This is a genomic window from Anaeromassilibacillus sp. An200 (assembly GCF_002160025.1).
Taxonomy (GTDB): domain Bacteria; phylum Bacillota; class Clostridia; order Oscillospirales; family Acutalibacteraceae; genus Caccousia; species Caccousia stercoris.
The window spans coordinates 1-23,213 of the sequence record NZ_NFJU01000031.1 but is presented as its reverse complement, the minus strand read 5'-3'; the positions used below and the strand labels follow the sequence as shown (position 1 = coordinate 23,213).

General features: G+C 58.2%; 23 protein-coding genes. 13 read left to right on the top strand and 10 right to left on the bottom strand.

The window, feature by feature from the left end:
* Window positions 1-21 precede the first annotated feature (21 nt).
* From gltD to B5F35_RS13860, 3 genes are read right to left on the bottom strand one after another with little or no spacing between them, the layout of a single operon-like run.
* Window positions 22-1,506, bottom strand: a complete 1,485-nt coding sequence (gene gltD / locus B5F35_RS13870) for a glutamate synthase subunit beta (RefSeq protein WP_087241970.1) — start codon at window positions 1,504-1,506, stop codon at window positions 22-24.
* An 18-nt stretch (window positions 1,507-1,524) separates the two neighbouring features.
* Window positions 1,525-6,057 (bottom strand): glutamate synthase large subunit, encoded by a 4,533-nt coding sequence (gene gltB, locus B5F35_RS13865; RefSeq protein ID WP_087241968.1) that lies wholly within the window; start codon window positions 6,055-6,057, stop codon window positions 1,525-1,527.
* 23 nt (window positions 6,058-6,080) lie between these two features.
* Complete coding sequence (locus B5F35_RS13860; RefSeq protein WP_140401227.1) at window positions 6,081-6,485, bottom strand: hypothetical protein; 405 nt, start codon at window positions 6,483-6,485, stop codon at window positions 6,081-6,083.
* Window positions 6,486-6,557: 72 nt separating this feature from the next.
* Here B5F35_RS13860 and B5F35_RS13855 point away from each other — a divergent pair, with 72 nt between their 5' ends.
* Window positions 6,558-7,289, top strand: a complete 732-nt coding sequence (locus B5F35_RS13855; RefSeq protein ID WP_087241964.1) for a PIN domain-containing protein — start codon at window positions 6,558-6,560, stop codon at window positions 7,287-7,289.
* 97 nt (window positions 7,290-7,386) lie between these two features.
* Here the strand turns inward: B5F35_RS13855 and B5F35_RS13850 are convergent, their stop codons facing one another.
* Window positions 7,387-7,650, bottom strand: a complete 264-nt coding sequence (locus B5F35_RS13850) for a hypothetical protein (RefSeq protein ID WP_242969534.1) — start codon at window positions 7,648-7,650, stop codon at window positions 7,387-7,389.
* Window positions 7,651-8,076: 426 nt separating this feature from the next.
* Between B5F35_RS13850 and B5F35_RS13845 the strand changes: the two genes are divergently transcribed.
* The 3 genes from B5F35_RS13845 to B5F35_RS13835 are packed head-to-tail and all read left to right on the top strand — an operon-like array spanning window position 8,077 to window position 11,281.
* Complete coding sequence (locus tag B5F35_RS13845; protein ID WP_087241960.1) at window positions 8,077-8,745, top strand: helix-turn-helix domain-containing protein; 669 nt, start codon at window positions 8,077-8,079, stop codon at window positions 8,743-8,745.
* Window positions 8,742-9,767 (top strand): LacI family DNA-binding transcriptional regulator, encoded by a 1,026-nt coding sequence (locus B5F35_RS13840; protein ID WP_087241958.1) that lies wholly within the window; start codon window positions 8,742-8,744, stop codon window positions 9,765-9,767. Before B5F35_RS13845 ends, B5F35_RS13840 begins: the two co-directional genes overlap by 4 nt.
* The gene (locus B5F35_RS13835; RefSeq protein WP_087241956.1) at window positions 9,767-11,281 is read left to right on the top strand and encodes a DUF5605 domain-containing protein; all 1,515 of its coding nucleotides are present in this window, start codon (window positions 9,767-9,769) and stop codon (window positions 11,279-11,281) included. The genes B5F35_RS13840 and B5F35_RS13835 overlap by 1 nt, the downstream gene beginning before the upstream one ends.
* 101 nt (window positions 11,282-11,382) lie before the next feature.
* On the opposite strand, the gene B5F35_RS13830 is transcribed toward B5F35_RS13835, so the two are convergent.
* A complete protein-coding gene (locus B5F35_RS13830) occupies window positions 11,383-11,973 on the bottom strand; it encodes an MBL fold metallo-hydrolase (RefSeq protein ID WP_087241954.1) in 591 nt (196 codons plus the stop codon).
* 149 nt (window positions 11,974-12,122) lie between these two features.
* Here B5F35_RS13830 and B5F35_RS13825 point away from each other — a divergent pair, with 149 nt between their 5' ends.
* Entirely contained in the window at window positions 12,123-13,490 is a 1,368-nt protein-coding gene (locus B5F35_RS13825) for an MATE family efflux transporter (RefSeq protein WP_442856483.1), read from the top strand.
* Between the two features lie 132 nt (window positions 13,491-13,622).
* On the opposite strand, the gene nifU is transcribed toward B5F35_RS13825, so the two are convergent.
* From nifU to rnhA, 3 genes are all read right to left on the bottom strand, one after another.
* Entirely contained in the window at window positions 13,623-14,060 is a 438-nt protein-coding gene (nifU, locus tag B5F35_RS13820) for a Fe-S cluster assembly scaffold protein NifU (RefSeq protein ID WP_087241952.1), read from the bottom strand.
* Window positions 14,061-14,084: 24 nt separating this feature from the next.
* A complete protein-coding gene (gene nifS, locus B5F35_RS13815) occupies window positions 14,085-15,296 on the bottom strand; it encodes a cysteine desulfurase NifS (RefSeq protein ID WP_087241950.1) in 1,212 nt (403 codons plus the stop codon).
* 123 nt (window positions 15,297-15,419) lie between these two features.
* Window positions 15,420-15,863, bottom strand: a complete 444-nt coding sequence (rnhA, locus tag B5F35_RS13810) for a ribonuclease HI (RefSeq protein ID WP_087241948.1) — start codon at window positions 15,861-15,863, stop codon at window positions 15,420-15,422.
* Between the two features lie 318 nt (window positions 15,864-16,181).
* On the opposite strand from rnhA, the gene B5F35_RS13805 reads away from it, so the two are divergent.
* From B5F35_RS13805 to B5F35_RS13770, 8 genes are all read left to right on the top strand, one after another.
* Window positions 16,182-16,517, top strand: coding sequence for a DUF6054 family protein (locus B5F35_RS13805; protein WP_087241946.1), 336 nt, complete (start codon window positions 16,182-16,184; stop codon window positions 16,515-16,517).
* A 13-nt stretch (window positions 16,518-16,530) separates the two neighbouring features.
* Window positions 16,531-17,820: a bifunctional folylpolyglutamate synthase/dihydrofolate synthase gene (locus B5F35_RS13800; RefSeq protein ID WP_242969533.1), complete on the top strand. Its 1,290-nt coding sequence runs from the start codon at window positions 16,531-16,533 to the stop codon at window positions 17,818-17,820.
* 197 nt (window positions 17,821-18,017) lie between these two features.
* Window positions 18,018-18,344, top strand: a complete 327-nt coding sequence (locus tag B5F35_RS13795; RefSeq protein WP_087241944.1) for an STAS domain-containing protein — start codon at window positions 18,018-18,020, stop codon at window positions 18,342-18,344.
* The gene (gene spoIIAB / locus B5F35_RS13790) at window positions 18,341-18,790 is read left to right on the top strand and encodes an anti-sigma F factor (protein ID WP_087241942.1); all 450 of its coding nucleotides are present in this window, start codon (window positions 18,341-18,343) and stop codon (window positions 18,788-18,790) included. Before B5F35_RS13795 ends, spoIIAB begins: the two co-directional genes overlap by 4 nt.
* Window positions 18,780-19,433: a sigma-70 family RNA polymerase sigma factor gene (locus tag B5F35_RS13785; protein WP_087241940.1), complete on the top strand. Its 654-nt coding sequence runs from the start codon at window positions 18,780-18,782 to the stop codon at window positions 19,431-19,433. Before spoIIAB ends, B5F35_RS13785 begins: the two co-directional genes overlap by 11 nt.
* A gap of 211 nt (window positions 19,434-19,644) precedes the next feature.
* Window positions 19,645-19,926 carry a DUF6465 family protein gene (locus tag B5F35_RS13780; RefSeq protein WP_087241938.1) on the top strand — a complete coding sequence of 94 codons (282 nt, stop codon included), beginning with the start codon at window positions 19,645-19,647 and terminating at the stop codon, window positions 19,924-19,926.
* Window positions 19,927-20,075: 149 nt separating this feature from the next.
* On the top strand, window positions 20,076-20,510 hold the full coding sequence (locus tag B5F35_RS13775; RefSeq protein WP_087241936.1) for a MarR family winged helix-turn-helix transcriptional regulator: 435 nt from the start codon (window positions 20,076-20,078) through the stop codon (window positions 20,508-20,510).
* A gap of 9 nt (window positions 20,511-20,519) precedes the next feature.
* The gene (locus B5F35_RS13770; protein WP_087241934.1) at window positions 20,520-21,866 is read left to right on the top strand and encodes an MATE family efflux transporter; all 1,347 of its coding nucleotides are present in this window, start codon (window positions 20,520-20,522) and stop codon (window positions 21,864-21,866) included.
* 50 nt (window positions 21,867-21,916) lie between these two features.
* On the opposite strand, the gene metA is transcribed toward B5F35_RS13770, so the two are convergent.
* Complete coding sequence (gene metA, locus B5F35_RS13765; RefSeq protein WP_087241932.1) at window positions 21,917-22,837, bottom strand: homoserine O-acetyltransferase MetA; 921 nt, start codon at window positions 22,835-22,837, stop codon at window positions 21,917-21,919.
* A gap of 50 nt (window positions 22,838-22,887) precedes the next feature.
* Window positions 22,888-23,213: hypothetical protein (locus B5F35_RS19035; RefSeq protein WP_206424050.1), on the bottom strand; the 326-nt coding region annotated here is incomplete at its 5' end.

Sequence of the window (23,213 nt, the reverse complement as noted above, 5' to 3'; positions counted from 1 at the left end):
CCTTTTTCAATCAGCTTATCGTTACAGATTGGTGTACCCCATCAGAGACTCGTCGATTGCTTTCGCAGCAGCCTCGCCCTCCGCGATGGCCCAGACCACAAGCGACTGGCCGCGCCGCATGTCGCCCGCCGCAAACACGCGCGGAACGCTGGTGGCGCAGGAATCGGAGGCGGCGTCCACATTGCCGCGGGCACTGATCGTCACGCCGAAGGTATCGGCGGAGTAGGCCTCGCAGCCGGTAAAGCCCGCCGCGATGAGTACGAAATCGGCGGGGATTTCTTCCTCGCTTCCCTCCACGGGAACCATGCGCAGGCGGCCCGTTGCTTCGTCCTTTTCGGGGCGCAGAGAGACGAGCACGGCGGAGCGGACCGAACCGTTTTCATCCGCGAGGAATTCCTTCACCGTTGTCTGGTAGCGGCGCGGGTCGCTTCCGAACACCGCTGCGGCTTCCTCCTGGCCATAGTCGGTTTTGCCGACGCGCGGCCATTCCGGCCATGGATTCGAGGGCAGACGCTCCGCGGGGGGCTGGGGCATCATTTCCAGCTGCATAACGCCCGCCGCGCCAAGGCGCACCGCTGTTCCGACGCAGTCGTTTCCGGTGTCACCGCCGCCGATGACAAGCACCTGCTTTCCCTTCACATCCTCGTCGGGAAGCTTGGAAAAGTCGCTGTCCAGTAACGTTTTCGTCACATGGCTGAGGAATTCCACCGCGAAGTGAATTCCCTTGGATTCCCGGCCGGGAACGTCGAGATCCCGCGGCTGGGACGCACCGCAGGCAAGCAGAACCCGATCGTAACGGCTCAGCAGTTCCTCGCCGGTGAGATCCTTTCCGATGTCCGTCCCGCAGACGAAGCGCACGCCTGCCTGCTCCATCAAATGGATCCGGCGATCGATGACGCTCTTTTCCAGCTTCATGTTCGGGATGCCGTAGCGCAGAAGGCCGCCGGGGCGGTCGCTGCGCTCGTAGACCGTGACGCTGTGGCCGCGCCGGTTGAGCAGCAGAGCGGCGGCCAGTCCGGCCGGGCCGCTGCCGACGACGGCAACGCTCTTACCGGTGCGCACGCGGGGCGGATCCCCGGAGACCAGGCCGTTGGCAAAAGCGTATTCGATCACGCGGCGCTCATTCTCCTTGGTGGAGACGGGAGCGTCGGAAATGCCGCAGGTGCACGCCGCCTCGCACAGGGCCGGACAGACGCGGGAAGTGAACTCCGGCAGACAGTGCGTCGCGCTCAGGCGCACATAGGCCTGCGCCCAGTTGCCGTGGTAGACGAGGTCATTCATCTCGGGGATAAGGTTGTGAAGCGGACAGCCGGAGGCCATGCCCGCGATCATCATGCCCGCCTGGCAGAACGGCACGCCGCAGTCCATGCAGCGCGCGCCCTGCTTTTGCTGCTCCTCCATCGGGAGAAGGGCATGAAACTCATGAAAGTTCTGAATTCTCTCGAGAGGAGAAGTGACGCGCCCTTCCTCGCGCTCGTATTCCAAAAAACCGGTTGCTTTTCCCATGGGCTTTCTTCCTCCTTCTCACGCATGGATGCTCGCGTAGAACGCTTCGATCTGTGCCTGCTCGCGGCTCATGCCCTGGTCTTCAAACTGGGCGGAGAGCTGTGTCAGACGCTTGTAATCGTCCGGGATGATCTTCTTGAACTTCGGCAGGTACTCGTCGAAGGACTCAAGGATCCGCTTGCCCTTGGCGGAGCCGGTGTGGCTGACATGGGCTTCGATCAGGCGGCGCAGCTTATCGCGGTCAAATTTGGACTCCACCTTTTCCATGCTGACCATGCTCTTGTTCAGATTGCGGTACAGCGCGTTGTGTTCGTCGAGGACATACGCTACGCCGCCGCTCATACCGGCGGCAAAGTTTTTGCCCGTGGGCCCGAGGATTACAGCGCGGCCGCCGGTCATGTATTCACAGCCGTGCTCGCCCACACCCTCCACAACGGCCACAGCGCCGGAGTTGCGCACGCAGAAACGCTCGCCTGCCACGCCGTTGATGTACGCTTCGCCCGAGGTCGCACCGTACAGCGCGACGTTGCCGACGATGATGTTTTCTTCCGGCACAAACCGGGCAGCGGGGGAGGGATGCACCACCAGTTTGCCGCCGGACAGTCCCTTGCCGAAGTAGTCATTGCTGTCGCCGCACAGATCGAGCGTGAGGCCCTTCGGCAGGAACGCGCCGAAGCTTTGGCCGCCCGCTCCGGTGCAGGCGATGGTGAGGGTGTCGTCCGCCATGCCCTCGGGGTGGCGGCGTGTGATCTCCGCGCCAAGCAGCGTGCCGAAGGCGCGGTCGATGTTGGTCAGGGCGATGCGGAACATGCGCTTTTTCCCGGTCGAAAGGGTATCGAGAAGTTCCTTGTCACGCAGAAGGACGGATTCTTCCTTGGTGCGCTCCAGATGGAAATCGTAGGCGTGGTCGGGCTGGAAGGTGGCGTTCTGCGCGCAGTTCGGGCAGAGGATGCGGCTCAGATCCAGCCGCTGTGCCGTCCCTTTGCGATCGGCGCGCGGGCGGAGCAGGTCGGTGCGTCCTACCATCTCGTCGATGGTGCGCACGCCGAGCTTTGCCATGTATTCGCGCAGCTCCTGCGCAATGAAACGCATAAAGTTTTCCACATATTCCGGCTTGCCGCAGAAGCGCTTGCGCAGCTCAGGATTCTGTGTCGCAATGCCCATCGGGCAGGTGTCGAGGTTGCACACGCGCATCATCACACAGCCGAGCGTCACCAGCGGCGCGGTGGCAAAACCGAATTCCTCCGCGCCAAGCAGCGCGGCGATCGCCACGTCGCGGCCGCTCATCAGCTTGCCGTCCGTCTCAATCACTACGCGGTCGCGCAGACCGTTTTGCAGCAGCGTCTGGTGTGTTTCCGCCAGACCCAGCTCCCACGGAAGGCCCGCGTCGTGGATGGAGCTGAGCGGAGCCGCGCCTGTGCCGCCGTCGTAGCCGGAGATTAGGATGACCTGCGCGCCTGCCTTCGCCACGCCCGCCGCGACGGTGCCGACGCCTGCCTCGGAGACGAGTTTGACGGAAATGCGCGCGTTTTTGTTGGCGCTCTTGAGATCGTAGATCAGCTGGGCCAGATCCTCGATGGAATAAATGTCATGATGCGGCGGGGGAGAAATCAGGCTCACACCCGGCGTGGAGTGGCGCGTTTTCGCGATCCAGGGGTACACCTTGCGGGCGGGCAGGTGGCCGCCCTCGCCGGGCTTCGCCCCCTGCGCCATCTTGATCTGGATCTCCTTCGCACTGACGAGGTAGCGGCTTGTCACGCCGAAGCGTCCGCTGGCTACCTGCTTGATGGCGGAGCTGCGATCGTGATCCGTTCCGGCGGAGGCAAGGCGATCATCACTCTCACCGCCCTCGCCGCTGTTGGATTTTCCGTGCAGATGGTTCATGGCGACAGCCAGCGCCTCATGCGCTTCCTGCGATATAGAGCCGTAGGACATCGCACCCGTCTTGAAGCGGCGCACGATCGATTCAACGCTTTCGACCTCGTCGAGCGGCACGCCCTCCGCAGAGTAAGCGAATTCCATCAGGCTGCGCAGGTAGCCGGTCTGCTCCGCGTCTATCAGCTTTGTGTATTCACAAAACAGATCGTAGCTGTTTTCGCGCGTTGCCTTTTGCAGCAGATGGATAGTCTGTGGGTTGTAGCGGTGCGTCTCTCCGCCGCTGCGCAGCTTGTGGCGGCCGGGGGAGGCGAGGGTGAGATCCGTTTCCAGGCCCAGCGGGTCAAAGGCGCGGGAGTGCTGCGCGTCGGTGCGCGCCGCGATATCCTCCAAAGTGATGCCGCCGATACGGCTCACCGTCCCGGTGAAGTAGGCGTCGATCACGTCGCTGGAAATGCCGAGCGCCTCAAAAATCTGGCTGCCCTGGTAGGATTGGATGGTGGAAATGCCCATCTTCGAGGCAATCTTGACGATACCCTGCAAAATTGCGTTGTCGTAGTCGTCGACGGCGGCATAGTAATCCTTGTCGAGCAGGCCGTCCTCGACCAGTGCGGCAATCGCCGCGTGGGCCAGGTACGGGTTGACGGCGCACGCGCCGTAGCCGAGCAGAGCGGCAAAGTGATGCACGTCGCGCGGCTCACCGGATTCCAGAACAATCGAAAGGGCGGTGCATTTTTTCGTTTTGACCAGATGCTTGTGCACCGCGCTGACAGCCAGCAGGGAGGGGATGGCCACATGGTTTTCATCCACCCCGCGATCGGAGAGAATGAGGATGTTCGCGCCCTGGCGGTACGCTTTGTCCACCTCAACAAACAGGTGCTCGAGCACACGATCCATCGGCGTGCTCTTGTAGAACAGGATCGAGACGGTTGCGACATGGAACCCGGGCTTGTTCATCCCCTGGATTTTGAGCAGATCCAGATCGGAGAGGATCGGGTTTTCGATCTTGAGCACATGGCAGTTTTCCGGCGATTCTTGCAGCAAATTGCCGTTTTTGCCCGCGTAGACAGTGGTGGAGGTGACGATCTTTTCGCGGATCGCGTCGATCGGCGGGTTCGTCACCTGGGCGAACATCTGCTTGAAATAGTGGAACAGCGGCTGGTATTCCTTGGAGAGCGCCGCGATTGGGGTATCAACTCCCATCGCGCCGATCGGCTCGCTGCCGCCCAGCGCCATGGCGCACACGCCGCTGCGGTACTCCTCGTAGGTGTAGCCGAAGGCCTTTTGCAGCCGGGCGGACTCCTCGCGGGAGAGCGGCGGCACTTTGCGGTTTGGAATTTTCAGATCGCGCAGGCAGACCAGATTGCTGTCAAGCCATTCGCCGTAGGGCTCACGGCGTGCATAGCGTTCCTTAACCTCTTCGTCGCTGAGCACGACGCCGCGCACCGTGTCCACGAGGAGAAGCTTGCCGGGATGCAGGCGCTCCTTGCGCAGCACCTGATCCTCCGGCAGATCCAGCACGCCGACCTCCGAGGAAAGGATCAGCCGCCCGTCCGCCATGATGTAATAGCGGGAGGGGCGCAGGCCGTTGCGGTCGAGCACGGCGCCCATGAGATCGCCGTCGGAAAAAAGGATGGACGCGGGGCCGTCCCACGGCTCCATCATAGTGGCGTAATATTGATAGAAGTCGCGCAGATCCTGCGAGATGGTATCGTTATGGTTCCACGGCTCCGGGATGGCGATCATCACCGCCAGCGGCAGCTCCATGCCGCTCATCACGAGAAATTCCAGCGTGTTGTCGAGCATCGCGGAATCCGATCCGGAGGTGTTGACGACGGGGAGAACCTTGGTGATGTCGTCGGTGCTGAAGGCCGGTGCCCGCATCGTTTCCTCGCGCGCGAGCATCTTGTCGGCGTTGCCTCGGATGGTGTTGATCTCGCCGTTGTGTACGATAAAGCGGTTTGGATGGGCGCGCTCCCAGCTGGGGTTGGTGTTGGTAGAGAAGCGGGAGTGGACGATCGCGATCGCGGAATCGTAGTCCTCATCCTGCAAATCGGAAAAGAAGGTGCGCAGCTGGCCGACGAGGAACATGCCTTTATAGACAATGGTGCGGCTTGAGAGCGAGGGGACATAGGTGTTGTCGTTGCTCTGCTCAAAGACACGGCGCGCAATGTACAGGCGGCGGTCAAAGGCAAGCCCTTTTTCCACGCCCTCCGGCTTTTTCACAAAGCCCTGGCAGATCACGGGCATACAGGCGAGGGCGCGGCTTCCGAGTACCTCAGGGCAGGTGGGAACGTCGCGCCAGCCGAGGAATTCGAGCCCTTCCTTTTCCAGAATGATTTCAAACATCTTCTTGGCCTGGCTGCGGCGCAGTTCATCCTGCGGAAAGAAGAACATGCCCACGCCGTATTCCCGTTCTTCGCCGATTTCGATACCGCACTCAGCGCACACGTGGGAAAAGAAGCGGTGCGAAATCTGTGTGAGGATGCCCACGCCGTCGCCGGTTTCGCCCTTGGCGTCCTTTCCGGCGCGGTGCTCCAAATGCTCCACAATTTTCAGCGCGTCCGCCACCACCTGATGGCTTTTGACGCCTCTGATATTCACAACGGCTCCGATGCCGCAGTTGTCGTGCTCCAGCTCGGGGCAGTAAAGGGTCTGCGGGTGATTCGTGCTCATCGCTCCATCCTCCTCCTGTGTGTTCAGATGAAAAAAGGCGCCAAAGCAACCCCTCGCCGTGAAAACGGCAGGAACGCTTTGACGCCTTTGTCAAATCCATGTTCTGTTTTGATTTCCTCTTTACTATACGCTATTTGACCGCCATTTGCAAAGCTTTTTTTCGCATTTTTCACCGAATCGGCGTTGTGGGAAAAAACAAGGAGGATTTTCGCCTCCTTTCCGGCAAAATGCAATAAGAAAGAAAGGGACGCTGCATTTTGTATTTTATGAACTTGAAATAATGGAAAAAGAATCCCGTAAATTATGGAATATTTCATTTCCTTGCGTTTCTTTTTTGAAGGATGATAAGAAAATTCCTTCATTTTGAAAGACCGTTGAAATTTGCATTTTGTGCTTGTTTGGTATATGATAAAAACAATCCATTTCACCAGGAACCGGTTCCCGCGCGTGCGGGGACGGCGTGAAAAATAGAACATTTTCAAAACAAAAGGAGAGTGCATATGGTCAGAAGAATCAAATATTTGATCGATACTGAAAATGTCGGCAGCGCATGGACGGAGCTGCTGCCGGTACTTGGGCGGAACGATGAGATTCTGCTCTTTTTTACGGCGAATTCCCCTGGGATCCCGTACAAGGATCTTCAGCAGATTATGACCCACCCGTTTCAGATGGAGCTGATCCCCTGCAACACAGGGCGCAACGGTCTGGATTTTCAGCTTTCGAGTTATCTGGGTTACCTGCTCCGCTCCTCGGCGAAGGCACAGTATGTGATCCTTTCGCGCGATCAGGGGTACGATCCGCTGGTTCAGTTCTGGAAGGAGCGCGGCGCGGATATTGTGCGCTGTGATACAAAGGAACTGCTGGCGGCCCGCCGTCCCGAGGAACAGGGGGACGAGCAGGAACAGACGGAGCAGCAGGAGCGGGCCGCCGCACCGGAGCAAAAAGCGGCGCGTTCCGCCCGCTCAAAGCGCGCGCCGAAGAGAAGCGCGAAGAAGCAGTCCGAGCCAATCGGGGAGAGGATGGAGCGCCTTGTCCCGGAGGAATTCCGCACCCCCGAGGACATCCGCGATATGGTGAGCATCGTGAGAGAATATTATCCCAGTGGATTGCAGGAGGTCAACAAAGCCCTGCTGTCCCGTTTCGGCTATGACGGCGGCAACGATCTGTACCGCGCGCTCAAGCCCTCCTTCCGTGCGATCTGCGCTGCGGAATCACAGGAGAGCGGAACATAAAAGCACCCCGCAGAAAGAGAAAACCGGTGTCCTTTGAAGAGCCTGACTGGCTCGAAGGACGCCGGTTTTTTGTATGCGGAGTCTGTTTTTCCTGCCGTTATCCGGCCGTGTGCCGGTGGCAGGAAATGCCGAGATATTTGGCGGCTTCCTCAAGAATATCGGCCACATGGCCGCGCACAAAGCAGACATGGTGCTCAAAGCCGTTTTCGCACAGATAGCGCAGAAGCTTCTGCAATCCGGGAACGCGGCAGTTGGCCACGCCGCCCTTGGTGGGGAGTGGTTCTGTTTCAAAGGTGCCCTCTCCCACATACATTTTGAGGATGCCTTTCGCGTCGTCTGTGGAGAAGCGCACAAAGGTCATCGGCCCGGCTGCCACTTGTCCTTTGCAGGCGCCGAAGGTGCGCTCTGTGCCCAGCGTAATATAACGTCACCAGCGCGTCCATGCACGACATATCGCCGCCGATATGCCCGCTCCCCGTGCGGTGCACCATCTCCAGAACCTCCAGACGTCTTTGGTATGCCGTCCGTTTCAGGGCTTTCCTGTCCATCTTCCGCTCCCCTTTCCGCTTTTCCGCTCTCTTGCCTGCTGCCGCCGGGGTTCCGGCGTGCAATCTGTCTTTATTGTAGTGCATGGAAAAGACCGGAAAAAAGAACAATCCTGCCGCGAATTAGCACAAGGATGCTGAATCTATAATTTTTATATTAAATTTTATATTATTTTTTTAGATCCATTTACAAATCCGACGGGCTGTGCTAAGATGAAAAAAAGAAGGAACGGGGGAGAGCCATGAGGGAGAACGCAAGCCTTTGGGGAACGGCTGTCTCCCCGGAGATTCCCGCCGGAAGGTGGAGGGAGCTTTTGCTGGACGGCAGGACGCAGGAGCTGTGCTGGGAATGTGCGGCGCAAGCACGCCGTCTCGCCGGAAAAGAGGATCGGGAGGGCTTTTACCACGATTTTTCCCAGATGCTGTACACACTGCTCGAGCGGTGCGGCGTGGCGGCGCACTGCCTGCTGGCGGAGATGAAGAAGGAGGGGGCGCCGCCGGAGCCATGCGCCGACGCGGAAAGTCTCGAAAAGTGGATATCCGGTGCGGTGCGGGCCTGCCGGACCTGCCTGACGGGAGCGCGGCGCGAGGAATCGGCCGTGGGGACGGTGTGCCGCTACATCGAGGAACATCTGCCGGATCGCCTCAGCCGCGATGAGCTGGCCTCGGTGGCATATCTGAGCCCGGATCGCCTGTCCCACTTGTTCACGGAAAAGATGGGCGTTTCACTGACGGCGTACATCGCGGGGGCGCGGATCCGCCGCGCCAAGGAGCTTTTGCAGGGGTGCATGAGTGTGCGGGACGTGGCGCTTGCCAGCGGGTTTCAGAATATCTCGTATTTTTCCCGGCAATTCAAGCAGTCCACGGGGATGACCCCACAGGAATACCGCAAGGGAGGGCTTCGGCCATGAAAGCAAGCTTACAGCAGATCAGCGAGGCGACGGGTTTTTCCACCGCCACGGTTTCCAACGCGCTGAACCATAAGCGCGGCGTCAATGCCGAAACGGCTTCCCGCATTTTGGAAGCGGCCCGGCGGCTCGGGTATTTTTCCACCGCGAAGATCAACGCGGTGCGCTTTGTCCAGTATAAGAGCAGCGGCCTTGTGGTGGCGGATACGCCCTTTTTTGCGGCTCTGGCAAAAGGAATTGAGCAGGAATGCCGCACGCTGGGGATCGAAGCGATCCTGACGGTGATCAGCCGCTCGGATCCCGATTTCGATACACTTCTGGAGCAGGTGCTGGGGGATGTTTCATGCGGTGTGGTGCTGCTGGCCACAGAGGCCACTGAGGAGGATATGGAGCTGTTTTCCCGTGCACAGGCTCCGCTTCTGCTGCTGGACAACTGGCCGGAGAGTGCATGCGCCAGCGCACTTCTGATCAGCAACACGGACAGCGCCTGCCACGCGGTGGAATATCTGATCGAAAAGGGGCACCGGGAGATCGGGTATCTGAAAAGCTCCGTGCGGATCAAGAACTTCTTTTACCGTCAGGAGGGATACCGGCGCGCTTTCGCCCTGCATGGGCTGGATGCGCGGGAGGAGTTTGAGGTGCCGCTGCCGCCGGAGACCTCGCAGGCGTGGCACGCCATGAGCCGATGGCTGGAGGAAAAGCCTCGTCTGCCCACCGCTTTTTTCGCGGACAACGACAACATTGCGCTGGGCGCGCTCAAGGCGTTTGCGGAGCATGGGATCCGCGTACCGCAGGATGTTTCGATCATTGGCTTTGATGATATGCCGTTCGCGGAGTTTTCCACGCCGCCGCTGACGACCGTACAGGTGGAAAAGGAGGAGATGGGGCGTCTGGCGGTGCGAATTCTGACCGATCGCGCGCGCGCTGGTCTTTCGTCCGCGACCAAAACCCAGATTTGCACCCGATTGGTGGAGCGGGACAGCGTTTGCCCGCCCGTTTTGACACAGAAGGAGGAGACAACATAATGGAATATCCCAGACAGGTGGAACGGTGGGGCGTATTTGAAGCGTCCCTGCCCGGAAAGACGGAAGGAAACCCCTTCACGGATTACACGATTGAGGCTGAGTTTGTCTCGCGGGATGAGACGGTTCGGGTCCGGGGCTTTTACGATGGAGACGGGATCTACCGCGTCCGCTTCATGCCGTCGTTTGAGGGGGATTATACCTTCACGATCTCCGGCAGCTTTTCCGCGGAGGAGGAGCAGGCCGGTGCGTTTACCGCCGTCGCGGCGGGAGAAGGGAACCATGGGCCGGTGCGGATCCGTGGCTTCCATTTTGAATATGAGGACGGTACGCCGTATTATCCGCTGGGCACGACGGCCTATGTGTGGGAGCTTCAGGGGGAGGATGTGCGCCGCCGCACGCTGGAGGAGCTGGCAAAGGGATATTTCAACAAGATCCGTTTCTGCGTGTTCCCCAAGCATTACCTGTACAATCTCCACGATCCCATTTCCTTCCCGTTTGAGGGAACGCCGTGCAAAATTGACCAGACGGACACAGAGCTGGGCTTCCGCATGGAGGTGCAGCCGGGCAACGACTGGGATTTTACCCGTCCGAATCCCGCCCATTTCCGCAATGTGGAGCAGGCGATCCGCGATCTGGGCGCGCTGGGCGTGGAAGCCGACCTGATCGTGATGCATCCGTACGATCGCTGGGGCTTCTCCCACATGACGGCGGAGCAGGATGATCTCTACTGGCGCTATGTGATCGCGCGTTTTTCCGCGTTCCGCAATGTCTGGTGGAGCCTTGCCAATGAGTATGATATTTTGACGGATAAAACCGTGAGCGATTGGGAGCGCTATGCGCAGATCCTGCTGGACGAGGATCCGTATCATCATCCGCGCAGCATCCACAACTGCATGACGCCTTATGACCACGCACGGCCCTGGATTACACATTGCAGCGTGCAGCGCACGGATCTTTATAAGTCGACGGAGTTCACCGACGATCTGCGTGTTCGCTTCGGGAAGCCTGTGATCTTCGACGAGGTGGCCTACGAGGGCGACATCGACCAGGGTTGGGGCAACATCAGCGGGCAGGAGCTGGTGCGGCGCTTCTGGGAAGCCGCTCTGCGCGGCGGCTACGCGACGCACGGAGAGACGTTTGACAAGCCAGATGGCATGCTTTGGTGGAGCCACGGCGGAACGCTTTACGGGGAAAGCCCGGCGCGCATCCGCTTTTTGCGGGAGATCCTCGCGCAGACACCGGGGATAGGCCTGCGGCGGATGCCCGCTTCATGGGATGAACTGGCTGCCACTGCCGAGGGAATCGGCGATACGGGCTACTATCTCTATTATTACGGCTTTATGCGCCCCTGCTGCCGCCGCTTCTCCTTCCCGGAGGATGTCACGCTCACAGCGGAAATCATTGATACCTGGAATATGACCATCACGCCCGCCGGAACGCACAAAGGCAGCTTTGTCATCGAGCTGCCGCGCCGCGAATACATGGCGATCCGCCTGCGCCGGGTGGAAGCGTAATTCTCCGGAATACGGAGAACAAAAAGGCCGCTCTGTCTCCCAATGGGACAGAGCGGCCTTTGATATGTTCGGAATATTGGAAGTGATAGACGGCGGCCGGCTCAGAGAGTGATTTCCTCGCCAGGCTCCAGAATCAGCCGTCCGGGGCCGTCGAAGCGTTCGGCGGCGGCACGGTCAAACAAACGCCCCGGCGCCATGTGGGTGGGGATGCTGTGCTTTGCCGCAATCAGGCGGGCGCACGCGGAGGCCTCCGCGATGTCCATGTTGTAGACGCCGTCCATGGGCAGAATGGCGTAGTCAATGTGCCGCTGAGCGAAGGTTTCCATCTGCTCCGTGCGCGAGGTGTCGCCCGCGAAATAGACCAGCTTGCCGTCGAGCGTCACAAGAAAGCCTACGCACTCGCTTTTCGGATGGTTCTTGTTGTATGCCTGCACCGCCTCCACATGGATGCCGTGCAGATCGGCGGCTTTGTATTCGCCGCCGGAGAGCGCGTCGGAATTCTGCCAGATGATGCAGTCCGGTTTTTTTGCCGGGAGCTGGAGCTGGTTGTGATCGCCGTGCTGGTGTGTCACCAGGATCACGTCGGCGGGCAGATCGTAGCCCTCCCCGGCAAACGGATCCAGATAGAGCACCACGCCGCCGTCCGTGACGGCGCGCAGGCTTCCGTGTCCCTGATATAAAAGCTTTGCCATGAAAAAGTCCTCCTTTTTTACTCCGGGGCTGTCTTGCCGTCCCGGTTGTTTCGTGATATCATAGAAAAAGCAAAGCGGAGCCCTTTCAAAGGCGCTCTGCTTTTCTGCGCATATTTATGAGAGAAAAGACAGGGTGGTGTGATAGCAGAGTGAAGCAAAGCGAAAATCAAAATCTGCTGACGGTGGGGAGCGTTCCAAAGAAAATGCTCCTTTTTGCCGTTCCGATTTTTTTCAGCAATCTGTTCCAGCAGCTCTATAATGCGGTGGATTCGCTGATTGTGGGAAACTTTGTCGGAGAGCAGGCGCTGGCCGCCGTCGGTTCGTCCGCGAGCCTGATCATGCTGTTGATCGGCTTTGTCAACGGTGTCTCCCTCGGCGCGGGCGTGCTGGTCGCGCGCTTTTTCGGCGCGGGGGATGAGGAGGACATGGAACGGGCCGTCCACACCACGGTGGCGCTCGGCCTTTGTGCTGGCGTGGTGCTCACGGTGGCGGGCGTGGTGCTCTCCCCGCAGATTCTGCGGCTGATGGGAACACCGGAGGACGTGATGCCGAACTCGGTGCTGTATTTCCGCATCTATTTTGCCGGTTCGCTCGCCGTGGTGCTGTACAACCTTGGCGCGGGTATCCTGCAATCGGTGGGGGACAGCAAAAGCCCGATGAAATACCTGATCGCCGCGTCCCTGACCAATGTGGTGCTGGATCTGCTGTTTGTGGCGGTGTTTCAGATGGGCGTCGGCGGGGCGGCGCTGGCCACGGTGCTGAGCCAGTCGCTCAGCGCGTTCCTCGCGTTCCGCAAGCTGACGCGTGTGCAGACCGGATACCGTGTCTGCTGGCGGCGCATCCGCTTTGATCGTGAAATGCTGCGCCGGGTGGTTTCCCTCGGCGTGCCTTCCGGCGTGCAGAACTCCGTGATCTCGCTGGCGAACGTCATCGTGCAGTCCAACATCAATTCCTTCGGCTCCTCCGCGATGGCAGGGTGCGGGGCATACAGCAAGACAGAGGGCTTTGCCTTCCTGCCTGTGACCTGCTTCGCGCTGGCGCTGTCCACCTTTGTCAGCCAGAACCTTGGCGCCGGGCGGGCTGATCGCGTCAAGGCCGGTGTGCGGTTCGGCCTTTTGTGCAGCCCTCTTCTGGCGGAAGGGATCGGGATCCTCATCTTCACCTTTGCGCCGGTGCTGATTGGCGCGTTCAACAATCAGCCGCAGGTGGTGGAGTACGGTGTAATGAACGCGCGCACCGTGTCGCTCTTTTACTGCCTTCTGGCGTTTTCCCACTGCTGCGCCGGAATTCTGCGCGGGCTGGGCCGTTCCGTTGTGCCGATGGTGATCATGCTCGCCGTCTGGTGCGTGTTCCGCATCACTTACATCACGCTCACGATCCGGCTGATCCCGGATATCCGTGTGGTCTACTGGGCATATCCGATCACATGGAGCATCAGCTCCGTGCTGTTCGCTGTCTTTGTGTGGCGCGTTCTTCGCAAGCAGGCAAGCCTGCAAACGGCCCGCGCCGAAACGTAATGCGAAAACACAAGCCCGGCAGCGCGGGACGGTCTGAACCTGCTCCCGTGTTGCCCTTTGGCAACACCGCGGAAGGTTCGTGTGCGTACCCACACAGCCGGGCATCGGACTTGCCAGCCGCAGACGCGCAGCTTAGCCGCCGCAGGCGCAGGCTTCCTCTTCACAGTCGTGCAGCTCACCGACGATCGGCACCGGGTCGATACCCAGGCGGCGGTAGTAGTCGGATACAGCGGCCTTGATGGCCTGTTCCGCGAGGACGGAGCAGTGCACCTTCACCGGCGGCAGACCGTCAAGAGCCTCCATCACAGCGCGGTTCGTCAGCTGGAGGGCTTCGTCGATCGTCTTGCCCTTGATCAGCTCTGTTGCCATGGAGCTGGTCGCGATGGCCGCGCCGCAGCCGAAGGTCTTGAAGCTGACGTCGCGGATCACGTTGTCCTCAACGCGGATATACATGCGCATGATGTCGCCGCACTTCGGGTTGCCGACCTCACCGACGCCGTTCGCGTCCGGCAGTTCGCCCACGTTGCGGGGGTTCGCGAAATGTTCCATTACTTTCTCACTGTATGCCATCAGAAAACAGCCTCCCTGTCATTTTTAGAATTCACGGATATCGTACTGAATATTTTTGCTTTTGATTGTCTCCCACAGCGGGCTCATGGCGCGCAGACGCTCCACAATGCGGGGCAGGCGTTCCAGGATGTAGTCCACATCCTCTTCGGTGTTCCCGTCGCTGAACGAGAGCCGCAGAGAGCCGTGTGCTACCTCATGCGGCAGGCCGATGGAGAGCAGCACATGGCTCGGATCCAGCGATCCGGAGGTGCACGCCGATCCGGAGGAAGCGCATACGCCTTCCAGATCCAGGAGCAGCAGAAGCGATTCGCCCTCGATTCCCTCAAAGCACAGGCTCACGTTGCCCGGCAGGCGGCGGACGGAATCGCCGTTGAGACGGCTGCGCTCAATTTGCAGCGCACCGGCAATCAGGCGATCGCGCATTTTTGTGAGACGTTCGCCGCGCTCCTGCATCGTCGCGCAGGCTTCCTTGAGCGCCGTGCTCAAGCCGATGATTCCGGCCACATTCTCGGTGCCCGCGCGGCGGCTGCGCTCCTGTGCACCGCCGTCGATGAGGTTCGGCAGCACGATCCCCTTGCGGATATAGAGCAGGCCGACACCCTTGGGGCCATGGAACTTGTGCGCGGAGAGGGACAGCATATCAATGTTCTGCTCCTTCACGTCGATCGGCACGTTTCCGGCGGCCTGCACCGCGTCGGTGTGGAACCACACGCCGCGCCGGCGGCAGATTTCACCGATTTCCCGGATGGGCTGCAAGGTGCCGATCTCGTTGTTGGCGTACATGATGGTCACAAGGGCAGTGTCCTCCCGGATAGCGGCTTCCACCTCCTCGGGGCGGACGACGCCATTGCTGTGCACCTCCAGATAAGTGACCTCGAAGCCTTCTTTTTCGAGAGCGGCACAGGCGTGCAGGACGGCGTGATGCTCGAATTTGGTGGTGATAATGTGCTTCTTTCCCTTTTGGGCCAGCAAGTGCGCCGCGCCTTTGATAGCCCAGTTATCGGCTTCGCTGCCGCCGGAGGTGAAGAAGATCTCGTTCGGATCGGCGTTCAGACATTCCGCCACATCGCGCCGCGCGGCTTCCAACGAGCGCTTGGCGGCTTGTCCAATGGAATACAGGCTCGAGGGGTTTCCGTAGTGTGTGGTATAATAAGGCTCCATCGCGCGCAGAACGGAGGGGGAAACCGCCGTAGTGGCGGCGTTGTCCGCGTAGACAAAGCGTTTGGCTTCCGACATGGTTATCATCCCTTTTTCTATCTTAAATTCGTCCGTCTCCGGACTCTGAGATAAATATACACTAAATTAGTATACATTTCAATCCCTTTTTCAAATTTTTCCGATGGGCGGCAAAATCCTTTCTCAGCCTCCCGCGTGCCTGGCGGTCTGTGCTACAGCAAGACGGTCGCACCGCTCGTTTTCGGGGTGTCCGGCGTGTCCTTTGACCCACACCACCGTGACGCTGTGTATGTCGAGCAGAGCAAGCAGGCGCTCCCAAAGATCGGCGTTCAGGGCCGGGGATTTGTCACTCTTGCGCCAGCCGTTTTTCTTCCAGGAGCGCGCCCAGCCCTTGGTGATGGCGTCGCAGACATATTTGGAGTCGCTCGTCAGCGTGACGGCGCAGGGCTCCTTGAGAGCTTCGAGTCCCGCAATGACCGCGGAAAGCTCCATGCGGTTGTTGGTTGTATGGGCGTCGCCGCCGGACAGCTCCTTTTCGTGCTTCCCATAGCGCACGATTGCCCCCCAGCCGCCGGGGCCGGGGTTGCCGGAGCAGGAGCCGTCGGTGAACAGTTCCACAGATTTCATGAATCTTCTCCATTTCATAACTTATATTTTATACCGCGCCTGCGGCGGGCAAACCGCGCAAGACGGCTCCGCCGTCCCGGCAGTGTGCGTTTTCTGTGCTTCATGTCCCGCGCTGCTGCCATTGAGAGGCACGGGAGCAGGCTCAGACCGTCCCGCGCCGCCGGGCTTATGCTTTTCAGCATGCTAATGCGCGGGCCGCTGCCTGTATTATAACATAAGTAGGCGCCGCTTCCTATACAACAAAATAATTTTGTGCTATAATGCGATCAAAAATTCACTTCATCAACCGGCAGAACCGGACGGAAGGAGAAAAAGTGTATGGCACAGTCGTTTTATGTGTCCATCTCTCCGCACGACGCGGAGGCCCGGATTCATGCCGCCGTCGTGGGCGGAAGTGTGACCGGTGAGGAGATCGACCGTTTTATGCTCGACGGGCCGGACGGAAAGGTCTGCTTGGTGTCCATCTATGAAAAGCATTTCTGGCGTGCCGGGAACCGCCTGACTTTGGCGGTGACGGTCGACAATCTTCAGGGGCATACGCGCGTCCATCTGGTGAGCGGCGGAGGCGGCGAGGGTTTGTTCCGCTTTGACTGGGGCGCGTCGGAAAGCTTTGAGTCGTGCGCCATTGACGCGCTCGCGCCGTTCCGGCTGTAAGGAGGAAACACAGTTGACGTATGAGCAGACAGTGGCGGCGCTCGATGCGACGCCCGCTTTTCCCGGAAAACCGGGGTTGGAACGGATGCAGCATCTTCTTGCCCGGCTGGGAAATCCGCAGAAGGAATTGAAATGCGTCCATGTGGCCGGGACAAACGGCAAAGGTTCCACCTGCGCTCTCCTGGCATCTATCCTGCAAAGAGCCGGATACCGCACGGGGCTGTATACTTCCCCGCACCTTACGGACTTTTCCGAGCGGATTCGCATAGACGGGGAGGAAATCCCGCATGACGAAGTGATCCGGCTGGCGCAGCGGGTGCTGACAGAAGCGGAAGATTGCCGCGCGGAAGGCTTCCCGCTGACAGAGTTTGAGCTGATCACAGCCATGGCCTTTCTCTGGTTCCGGGAGCAGAATTGTGCGGTTTGCGTTCTGGAAACCGGCCTGGGTGGGCGGTGCGACGCGACAAATGTGATAGAGTCCCCGCTTTTGACGGTGCTGACCTCCATTTCGCTCGATCACACAAAGATTCTGGGCGATACCATAGAGCAGATCGCGTTTGAAAAATCCGGAATTCTCAAACCGGGCGTGCCCTGCGTGTGTTATCCGGATTTGCCGCGCGCGGCGGAGGGAGTGATCCGCACGACGGCACAGGTGCAGAGCGCGCGCCTGGTGGTGGCGCCGCTCAAGGATCTTACGTTTGTGGATGCTTCTCTGCGGGGGACGCGCCTTCTGACGGAGCGAAGCATGCCGCTGACGCTGCCCCTTCTCGGCGAACACCAGATGAAAAACGCAGCCGTTGTGCTGGCCTGCGTGAAGGAGCTGCGCGCCCTCGGCTGGGAAATCCCGGACAGCGCGGTGCAGGAGGGCTTTGAAAACGTTTCCTTCCCGGCGCGGATGGAGGTTCTCAGCGAAACGCCGCCCGTCCTCCTCGACGGCGCGCATAACCCGGAAGGGACGGCGGCGCTGGCGAAGGCGGTCAAAAAGTATGTCACCAAAAAGCGCATGATCGGCGTGTGCGGCATGATGGAGGATAAAAATGTGCGCGAAGCGGTGCGCAAGCTGGACGGTGTGATGGAAAAGGTGTACACTGTCGCGCCCGATTCCCCGCGTGCGATGAGCGCGCAGGCGCTGGCGGCGGAATGGGAACGGCGGCGCATTGACGCGGAGCCGGTATCCTCTGTGCAGGAGGCGCTGGAAAAGGCTTTGCAGGAAGGCGCGCAGCGCGGTGTCCTGGTCTGCGGTTCCCTGTATCTGGCGGGGGAGGCCCGTCCCCTTTTGAAGAAACTGTTAAATCCGGCATGAAGCCCATACTTCGCGCAAATGCGCGGAGGAAATCCCCTATCCTGAGAGGGAAAGCTCTCCAGGACAGGGGATTTTTTTGTGCCGCACCTGTTTTTCGGCATAATATTCCCGGATTCGGGGAATTCTGAGAACAGGCGGCAGGATCCGGAGAACTCCCGGTGTGTTTTCCACCGGAAAAAGGCAGGAGGTTGAAAAAGATGGCAGTTCAGCTTCAGTTGAAGCAGGGCGAGTTGATCGCCCTTTTGGAGGGAGAAATCGATCACCACAGTGCCAGGGAGCTGCGGGAGGAGATCGACAGTACAGCTTCACGCACGCGGCCGCACACGCTGACGCTCGATTTTTCCCGTGTGCAGTTTATGGACAGCTCCGGTGTGGGCCTTATCATGGGAAGATACCGGCTGGCAAGCGAATGGGGCGGGCAGGTGTGCGTCGCCAATCTGCCGGAGCGGTTGGAAAAGCTGGTGTCTCTGGCGGGGATCCGTGAGCTGTGCACAGTCGTCAGGACAGAGGAGGAAGAAAAATGAAAACGGAGCCAATCAATGAAATGAAGCTGGTGTTTCCCAGCAGCTCGTCCAATGAGGGCTTTGCCCGCGCGGCGGTGGCGGCCTTTGCGGCCCAGCTGGATCCCACAGTGGACGAGATCAGTGATATCCGCACCGCCGTCTCGGAGGCTGTCACCAACTGTATTGTCCACGCCTATCGCGACACGATCGGAAAGATCGAAATCCTCATGCGGCTGTACGAGGGAGGAAAGCTGGTCATTCAGGTAAAGGACAAAGGGTGCGGTATGGAGGATGTGGAGAAGGCGATGGAGCCGCTGTTTACCACGGGAGGGGAGGAACGCGCGGGACTTGGCTTTGCCGTCATGGAAAGCTTTATGAACCGGCTGCATGTGACCTCGCGCCCTGGAAAGGGAACCTGTGTCACCATGGAAAAACGGCTGGTCGGGCGATCCGGTTATGGACGCTGAGGAAAGGGTTCGCTCCAATATGGCGCTGGTACATAGCTGCGCCCAGCGTTTCCGGGGCAGGGGGATCGAGTATGACGATCTGTTTCAGGCGGGCTGTCTGGGGTTGATCAAGGCTGCCGAGAATTTTGAGGAGAGCCGTGGCCTGCGCTTTTCCACCTACGCCGTATTTCTGATTCTGGGCGAGATGAAGCTGCTGTTCCGCAAGGGCGGAACCGTCACGATGAGCCGTGCTCTGCGGGAGCTTTCTGTCAAGGCGGCGCGGGAGAGAGACAAATTTCTCCAGCGGGAAGGGCGGCAGCCGAGTATTGGAGAGTTGGCGGAGATTCTCGGTGTGGAGCCCGAACAGGCGGCACAGGCTCTGGAAGCTTCCCAGCCCGCCCTGTCTCTTACGGACAGCGGCGAGGATGGGGGCGGTCAGACGGATGTGGCGGTGGACAGCGGCGAGGATGCGGCTCTGGAACGTTTGTCCCTCCGGCAGGCGGTGCAGGAGCTTGCGCCGAGGGACAGAAATATTGTCTATCTGCGGTACTGCAAAAGCAGCACGCAGACCGAGACGGCACGCCGCCTTGGCATGACGCAGGTGCAGGTGTCCCGGAGGGAGAAGGTGATTTTGCAGCAGCTCAGGCTCAAGCTGGCGGAATAGAGGAGAAGCCCGCTGTTATGGGATTCCCACAAAAAAGAAAAAAAGCGGGGAACAATCCTGTTCTTTTTCTTTTGTGAAAATTTCTGAAACAGGTAAAAACCGCATGAAATCCCAGAAAATCCTTGCAGTTCCGGCCTGAATGGGGTACAATAAAAGCCGTAAATTAGTGATATGATTTTGCCGCAAGGCTGAGTACAGGAGGGATTTCATTATGGCGAGACCCAGAAAATCCACAGCGCAGACTACAGCGAAAGCGTCTCCCGCAGCGACGAAGAAGGAAGCCCCTGCCGCTCCGGTAGAGGTTGTGCATCTTCAGTTTGGTGGAAATGAGTGGACGGTGTCCGAGCTGGTGGAGCGTGCAAAGGCGGCTTACGCTGCTGCCGGTGGAGATGTTTCCGCTATCACGGAGCTTCAGCTCTATGTCAAGCCGGAAGAGCAGAAGGCTTATTATGTGATCAATGGTGAGGCCGACGGGTGCAGCATCGATCTGTAAGAGAAAAATAGAACTTTGGCAGGGACCGGAGAGCAAATCTCCGGTCCTTTTTTATTCTTTGTTCGCGGCAGCCTTGACAAAGGTACGATTTCGTACTAAAATACCGGAAGATAGTATGATTTCGTACGAAATGGTGGCGGTAATATTTGATGGACACAGAGTTTCACAGCTTAAAGCGTTTCAATCATTTGATTGGGGAGCTGGATGCTGTCTATCATGAGGCATCACTGAAATTGGGACTGTCGGACAGTGCGTCAAAGATCCTTTACACCATCTGCAATTTTGGGGACAGCTGCCTACTGACGGACGTCTGTCATTTGACAGGGCTGACCAAGCAAACAGTTCATTCCGCTGTGCACAAGCTGGAGCAGGAGGGGATCGTTTCTTTGGAAGCGGCGGGAAACAAAGCAAAGCGTCTGCGGCTGACGGAAAAGGGCAGGCGGTATGCTTCCCAGACAGCCCTGCGGATTTTGGAGGCGGAGAATGAGGCGCTGCTTTCCTGGTCCCGGGAGGATGTGGAGCGCTATCTGGAACTGACGGAGCAGTTCCTGGTTTCTTTGCGGGAAAAGGTGAAGGAGTTTTGAGGAGGATGTATGTCTGCTGAAAAGAAAAGGGGGATTCAGCTCTCCGATCATTTTACATATGGCCGTTTGTTCCGGTTCACTCTGCCCTCTATCGTGATGCTGATTTTCAGCTCTCTCTATGGTGTGGTGGACGGGTTCTTTGTCTCCAATTTTGTGGGGAAAGAAGCGTTTACGGCTGTCAATTTTATTATGCCCTTTTTGATGATTTTGGGTGCGGTCGGTTTCCTGTTCGGTACAGGAGGTGGTGCGCTGATTGCCAGGACGATGGGAGAAGGAAATCCCGAATTGGCAAACCGGCAGTTTTCGCTGGTGGTTTATGTGTCCCTGGGGATGGGTGTGATTTTGACGGTCCTGGGGTTCTGGCTGCTCCGTCCTGTGGCGGCATTCCTCGGTGCCGAAGGGGTTCTTTTGGAGGATTGCGTGCGGTATGGCCGTGTGATTCTCTTGGCCAACCCGGCTTATATTTTGCAGTATGAATTTCAGTGCCTGTTTGCCACGGCACAAAAGCCGAAGCTGGGACTGTATGTGACGGTTGCGTCGGGGCTGACAAATATGGTGCTGGATGCTCTTTTTGTAGCGGTGTTTCCCTGGGGGCTGGAGGGTGCAGCCGCTGCGACAGCGCTGAGCCAATGTGTCGGCGGCTTGCTGCCCTTGCTGTATTTTGGGAGAAAAAACACCAGCCGGCTTCGTCTCACACGGACCCAGTGGATGGGGCGGGCTTTGCTCAAAGTTTGTGGAAATGGTTCTTCGGAGCTGCTCTCCAATATTTCCATGTCGCTCGTTTCCATGCTCTATAATGTTCAGCTTCTGCGGTATGCGGGACAGGACGGTGTGGCTTCCTATGGGGTGCTGATGTATGTCATGCTGGTGTTTCAATCGATTTTTATCGGCTATTCCATTGGAGTGGCGCCGGTGGTCAGCTATCAGTACGGAGCGGAAAACAGGGAAGAGCTCCGGGGACTGCGCAAAAAAAGTCTGCGCGTGATCGGCGTGGCCGCCGTGCTGATGTTTGCTGTGGCGCTGCTGTCTGCCGAGCCGCTGTCCCGTGTGTTTTTGGGATATGATGAGGGGCTGCTGGCACTGACGCTGCATGCGTTTTCGATCTATTCTTTCTCTTTCCTGTTTGCCGGATTCTCGATTTTTGCTTCGGCTTTCTTCACCGCGCTGAACGACGGCCTTACCTCGGCGCTGATTTCTTTCCTTCGCACACTGGTGCTTCAGGTTGTATGCGTTCTGGTTTTCCCTTTGATTTGGGGCGTGGATGGAATATGGCTTTCCATTGTGGGAGCTGAGCTGCTGGCTGTGGCGGTATCAGCGGGCTTCTTTGTGATGAAGCGGAAAAAATACGGATATTAAGAAAAAAGAGGACTTACAAGTTTTTGGCCTTGTAAGTCCTCTTACTGTTTTTAGAACGACGTTCCGTACAAATCATACGGTGTTGCCTGATAGACATAATAATTGAGCCAGTTGGAGAACAGAAGGTGTCCATGGCTTCGCCAGTTGAACAGTGGACGCTGAGTCACGTCGTCGTTGGGGAAGTAGTTTTGCGGGACGGCGGGATTCAGGCCCTTTTTCACGTCGCGGAAATATTCGTTGGCAATGGTTTCGCGATCATATTCCAAATGACCGGTGACAAAGAATTGCCTGCCGTCGTTCCGGGCGATCAGGTGTACGCCCGCGGCATTGGACACAGAGAGAATCTCGAGCTCGGGATGGGGCAGAATATCCTCGCGGTGCACTTCGGTGTTGCGGCTGTGGGGAGCAAAAAATTCATCGTCAAACCCGCGTACCAGCGGGTGCGCGGGTGCAAGCAGCTTATGCCGGAAAACGCCGGAGAGCTTTTGCGCAAGCTGATATTTCGGAATGCCGAAGTGGTGATACAGGCCGGCCTGCGCACCCCAGCAGATGTGCATGGTGGAATACACATGGGTTATGCTCCAATCCATAACGGTGCACAGCTCTTCCCAGTAGTCCACCTGCTCAAAGGGCATATTCTCCACCGGAGCGCCTGTGATGATCATTCCGTCAAAGCGCTCATCCCTGAGCTCATCGAAGGTTTTATAAAAAGCCTGTAAATGGGAGGGGGAGACATGGCGGCTTACATGACTGGCCATCTGCATCAGAGTGATATCTACCTGTAGGGGGGTATTGCCCAGCAGACGGAGAAGCTGGTTTTCCGTTTCAATTTTGGTGGGCATGAGATTGACAATCACAATTTTCAGTGGTCGAATATCCTGCGCCACAGCACGCTGGTGCGTCATAACAAAGATATTTTCCGCTTCCAGAACTTTATAAGCGGGCAATTCCGCGGGAATGCGAATGGGCATAGAAAAGGTACCTCCATCTTGCGTTTCTCTTTTCTATTATATCGGCAGGGTTAAAACAAAGCAATGAAGTTTTGCATGAAACCGCGGTTTCGGGAGAGAATAGCAGGGGTCAGGAAGGAAAAAGAAAAAATATTTGAAAAATTTGAAAAAAAGCGTTGACAAGCGGGAAAGGGTGTGGTATTATAGTCAAGCCGTCGAGAGAGGCGGAAAAAAATCTTGACAGAGCATCGCGAAAGTGATACAATGTCAAGGCTGTCCCAAAAAAGAGAAGAAAAAAGTGCTTGACAAACGCACGAGAGTGTGATAAAATGTAAAGCACGCTCCTCGATGAGAGGGACGGACGCAGAACCTTGAAAATTAAACAACGAACGATTTA

Excerpts from the sequence above, each read along its gene's own strand:
- metA (WP_087241932.1), bottom strand. The coding sequence starts at position 22,837 with ATGCCCATTCGCATTCCCGCGGAATTGCCCGCTTATAAAGTTCTGGAA.
- B5F35_RS13845 (WP_087241960.1), top strand. The coding sequence starts at position 8,077 with ATGAGGGAGAACGCAAGCCTTTGGGGAACGGCTGTCTCCCCGGAGATT.
- B5F35_RS13775 (WP_087241936.1), top strand. The coding sequence starts at position 20,076 with ATGGACACAGAGTTTCACAGCTTAAAGCGTTTCAATCATTTGATTGGG.
- B5F35_RS13780 (WP_087241938.1), top strand. The coding sequence starts at position 19,645 with ATGGCGAGACCCAGAAAATCCACAGCGCAGACTACAGCGAAAGCGTCT.
- B5F35_RS13785 (WP_087241940.1), top strand. The coding sequence starts at position 18,780 with ATGGACGCTGAGGAAAGGGTTCGCTCCAATATGGCGCTGGTACATAGC.
- B5F35_RS13830 (WP_087241954.1), bottom strand. The coding sequence starts at position 11,973 with ATGGCAAAGCTTTTATATCAGGGACACGGAAGCCTGCGCGCCGTCACG.
- nifS (WP_087241950.1), bottom strand. The coding sequence starts at position 15,296 with ATGTCGGAAGCCAAACGCTTTGTCTACGCGGACAACGCCGCCACTACG.
- B5F35_RS13840 (WP_087241958.1), top strand. The coding sequence starts at position 8,742 with ATGAAAGCAAGCTTACAGCAGATCAGCGAGGCGACGGGTTTTTCCACC.
- spoIIAB (WP_087241942.1), top strand. The coding sequence starts at position 18,341 with ATGAAAACGGAGCCAATCAATGAAATGAAGCTGGTGTTTCCCAGCAGC.
- B5F35_RS13855 (WP_087241964.1), top strand. The coding sequence starts at position 6,558 with ATGGTCAGAAGAATCAAATATTTGATCGATACTGAAAATGTCGGCAGC.
- gltB (WP_087241968.1), bottom strand. The coding sequence starts at position 6,057 with ATGAGCACGAATCACCCGCAGACCCTTTACTGCCCCGAGCTGGAGCAC.
- rnhA (WP_087241948.1), bottom strand. The coding sequence starts at position 15,863 with ATGAAATCTGTGGAACTGTTCACCGACGGCTCCTGCTCCGGCAACCCC.
- B5F35_RS13805 (WP_087241946.1), top strand. The coding sequence starts at position 16,182 with ATGGCACAGTCGTTTTATGTGTCCATCTCTCCGCACGACGCGGAGGCC.
- B5F35_RS13795 (WP_087241944.1), top strand. The coding sequence starts at position 18,018 with ATGGCAGTTCAGCTTCAGTTGAAGCAGGGCGAGTTGATCGCCCTTTTG.
- B5F35_RS13835 (WP_087241956.1), top strand. The coding sequence starts at position 9,767 with ATGGAATATCCCAGACAGGTGGAACGGTGGGGCGTATTTGAAGCGTCC.
- B5F35_RS13770 (WP_087241934.1), top strand. The coding sequence starts at position 20,520 with ATGTCTGCTGAAAAGAAAAGGGGGATTCAGCTCTCCGATCATTTTACA.
- gltD (WP_087241970.1), bottom strand. The coding sequence starts at position 1,506 with ATGGGAAAAGCAACCGGTTTTTTGGAATACGAGCGCGAGGAAGGGCGC.
- B5F35_RS13850 (WP_242969534.1), bottom strand. The coding sequence starts at position 7,650 with ATGACCTTTGTGCGCTTCTCCACAGACGACGCGAAAGGCATCCTCAAA.
- nifU (WP_087241952.1), bottom strand. The coding sequence starts at position 14,060 with ATGGCATACAGTGAGAAAGTAATGGAACATTTCGCGAACCCCCGCAAC.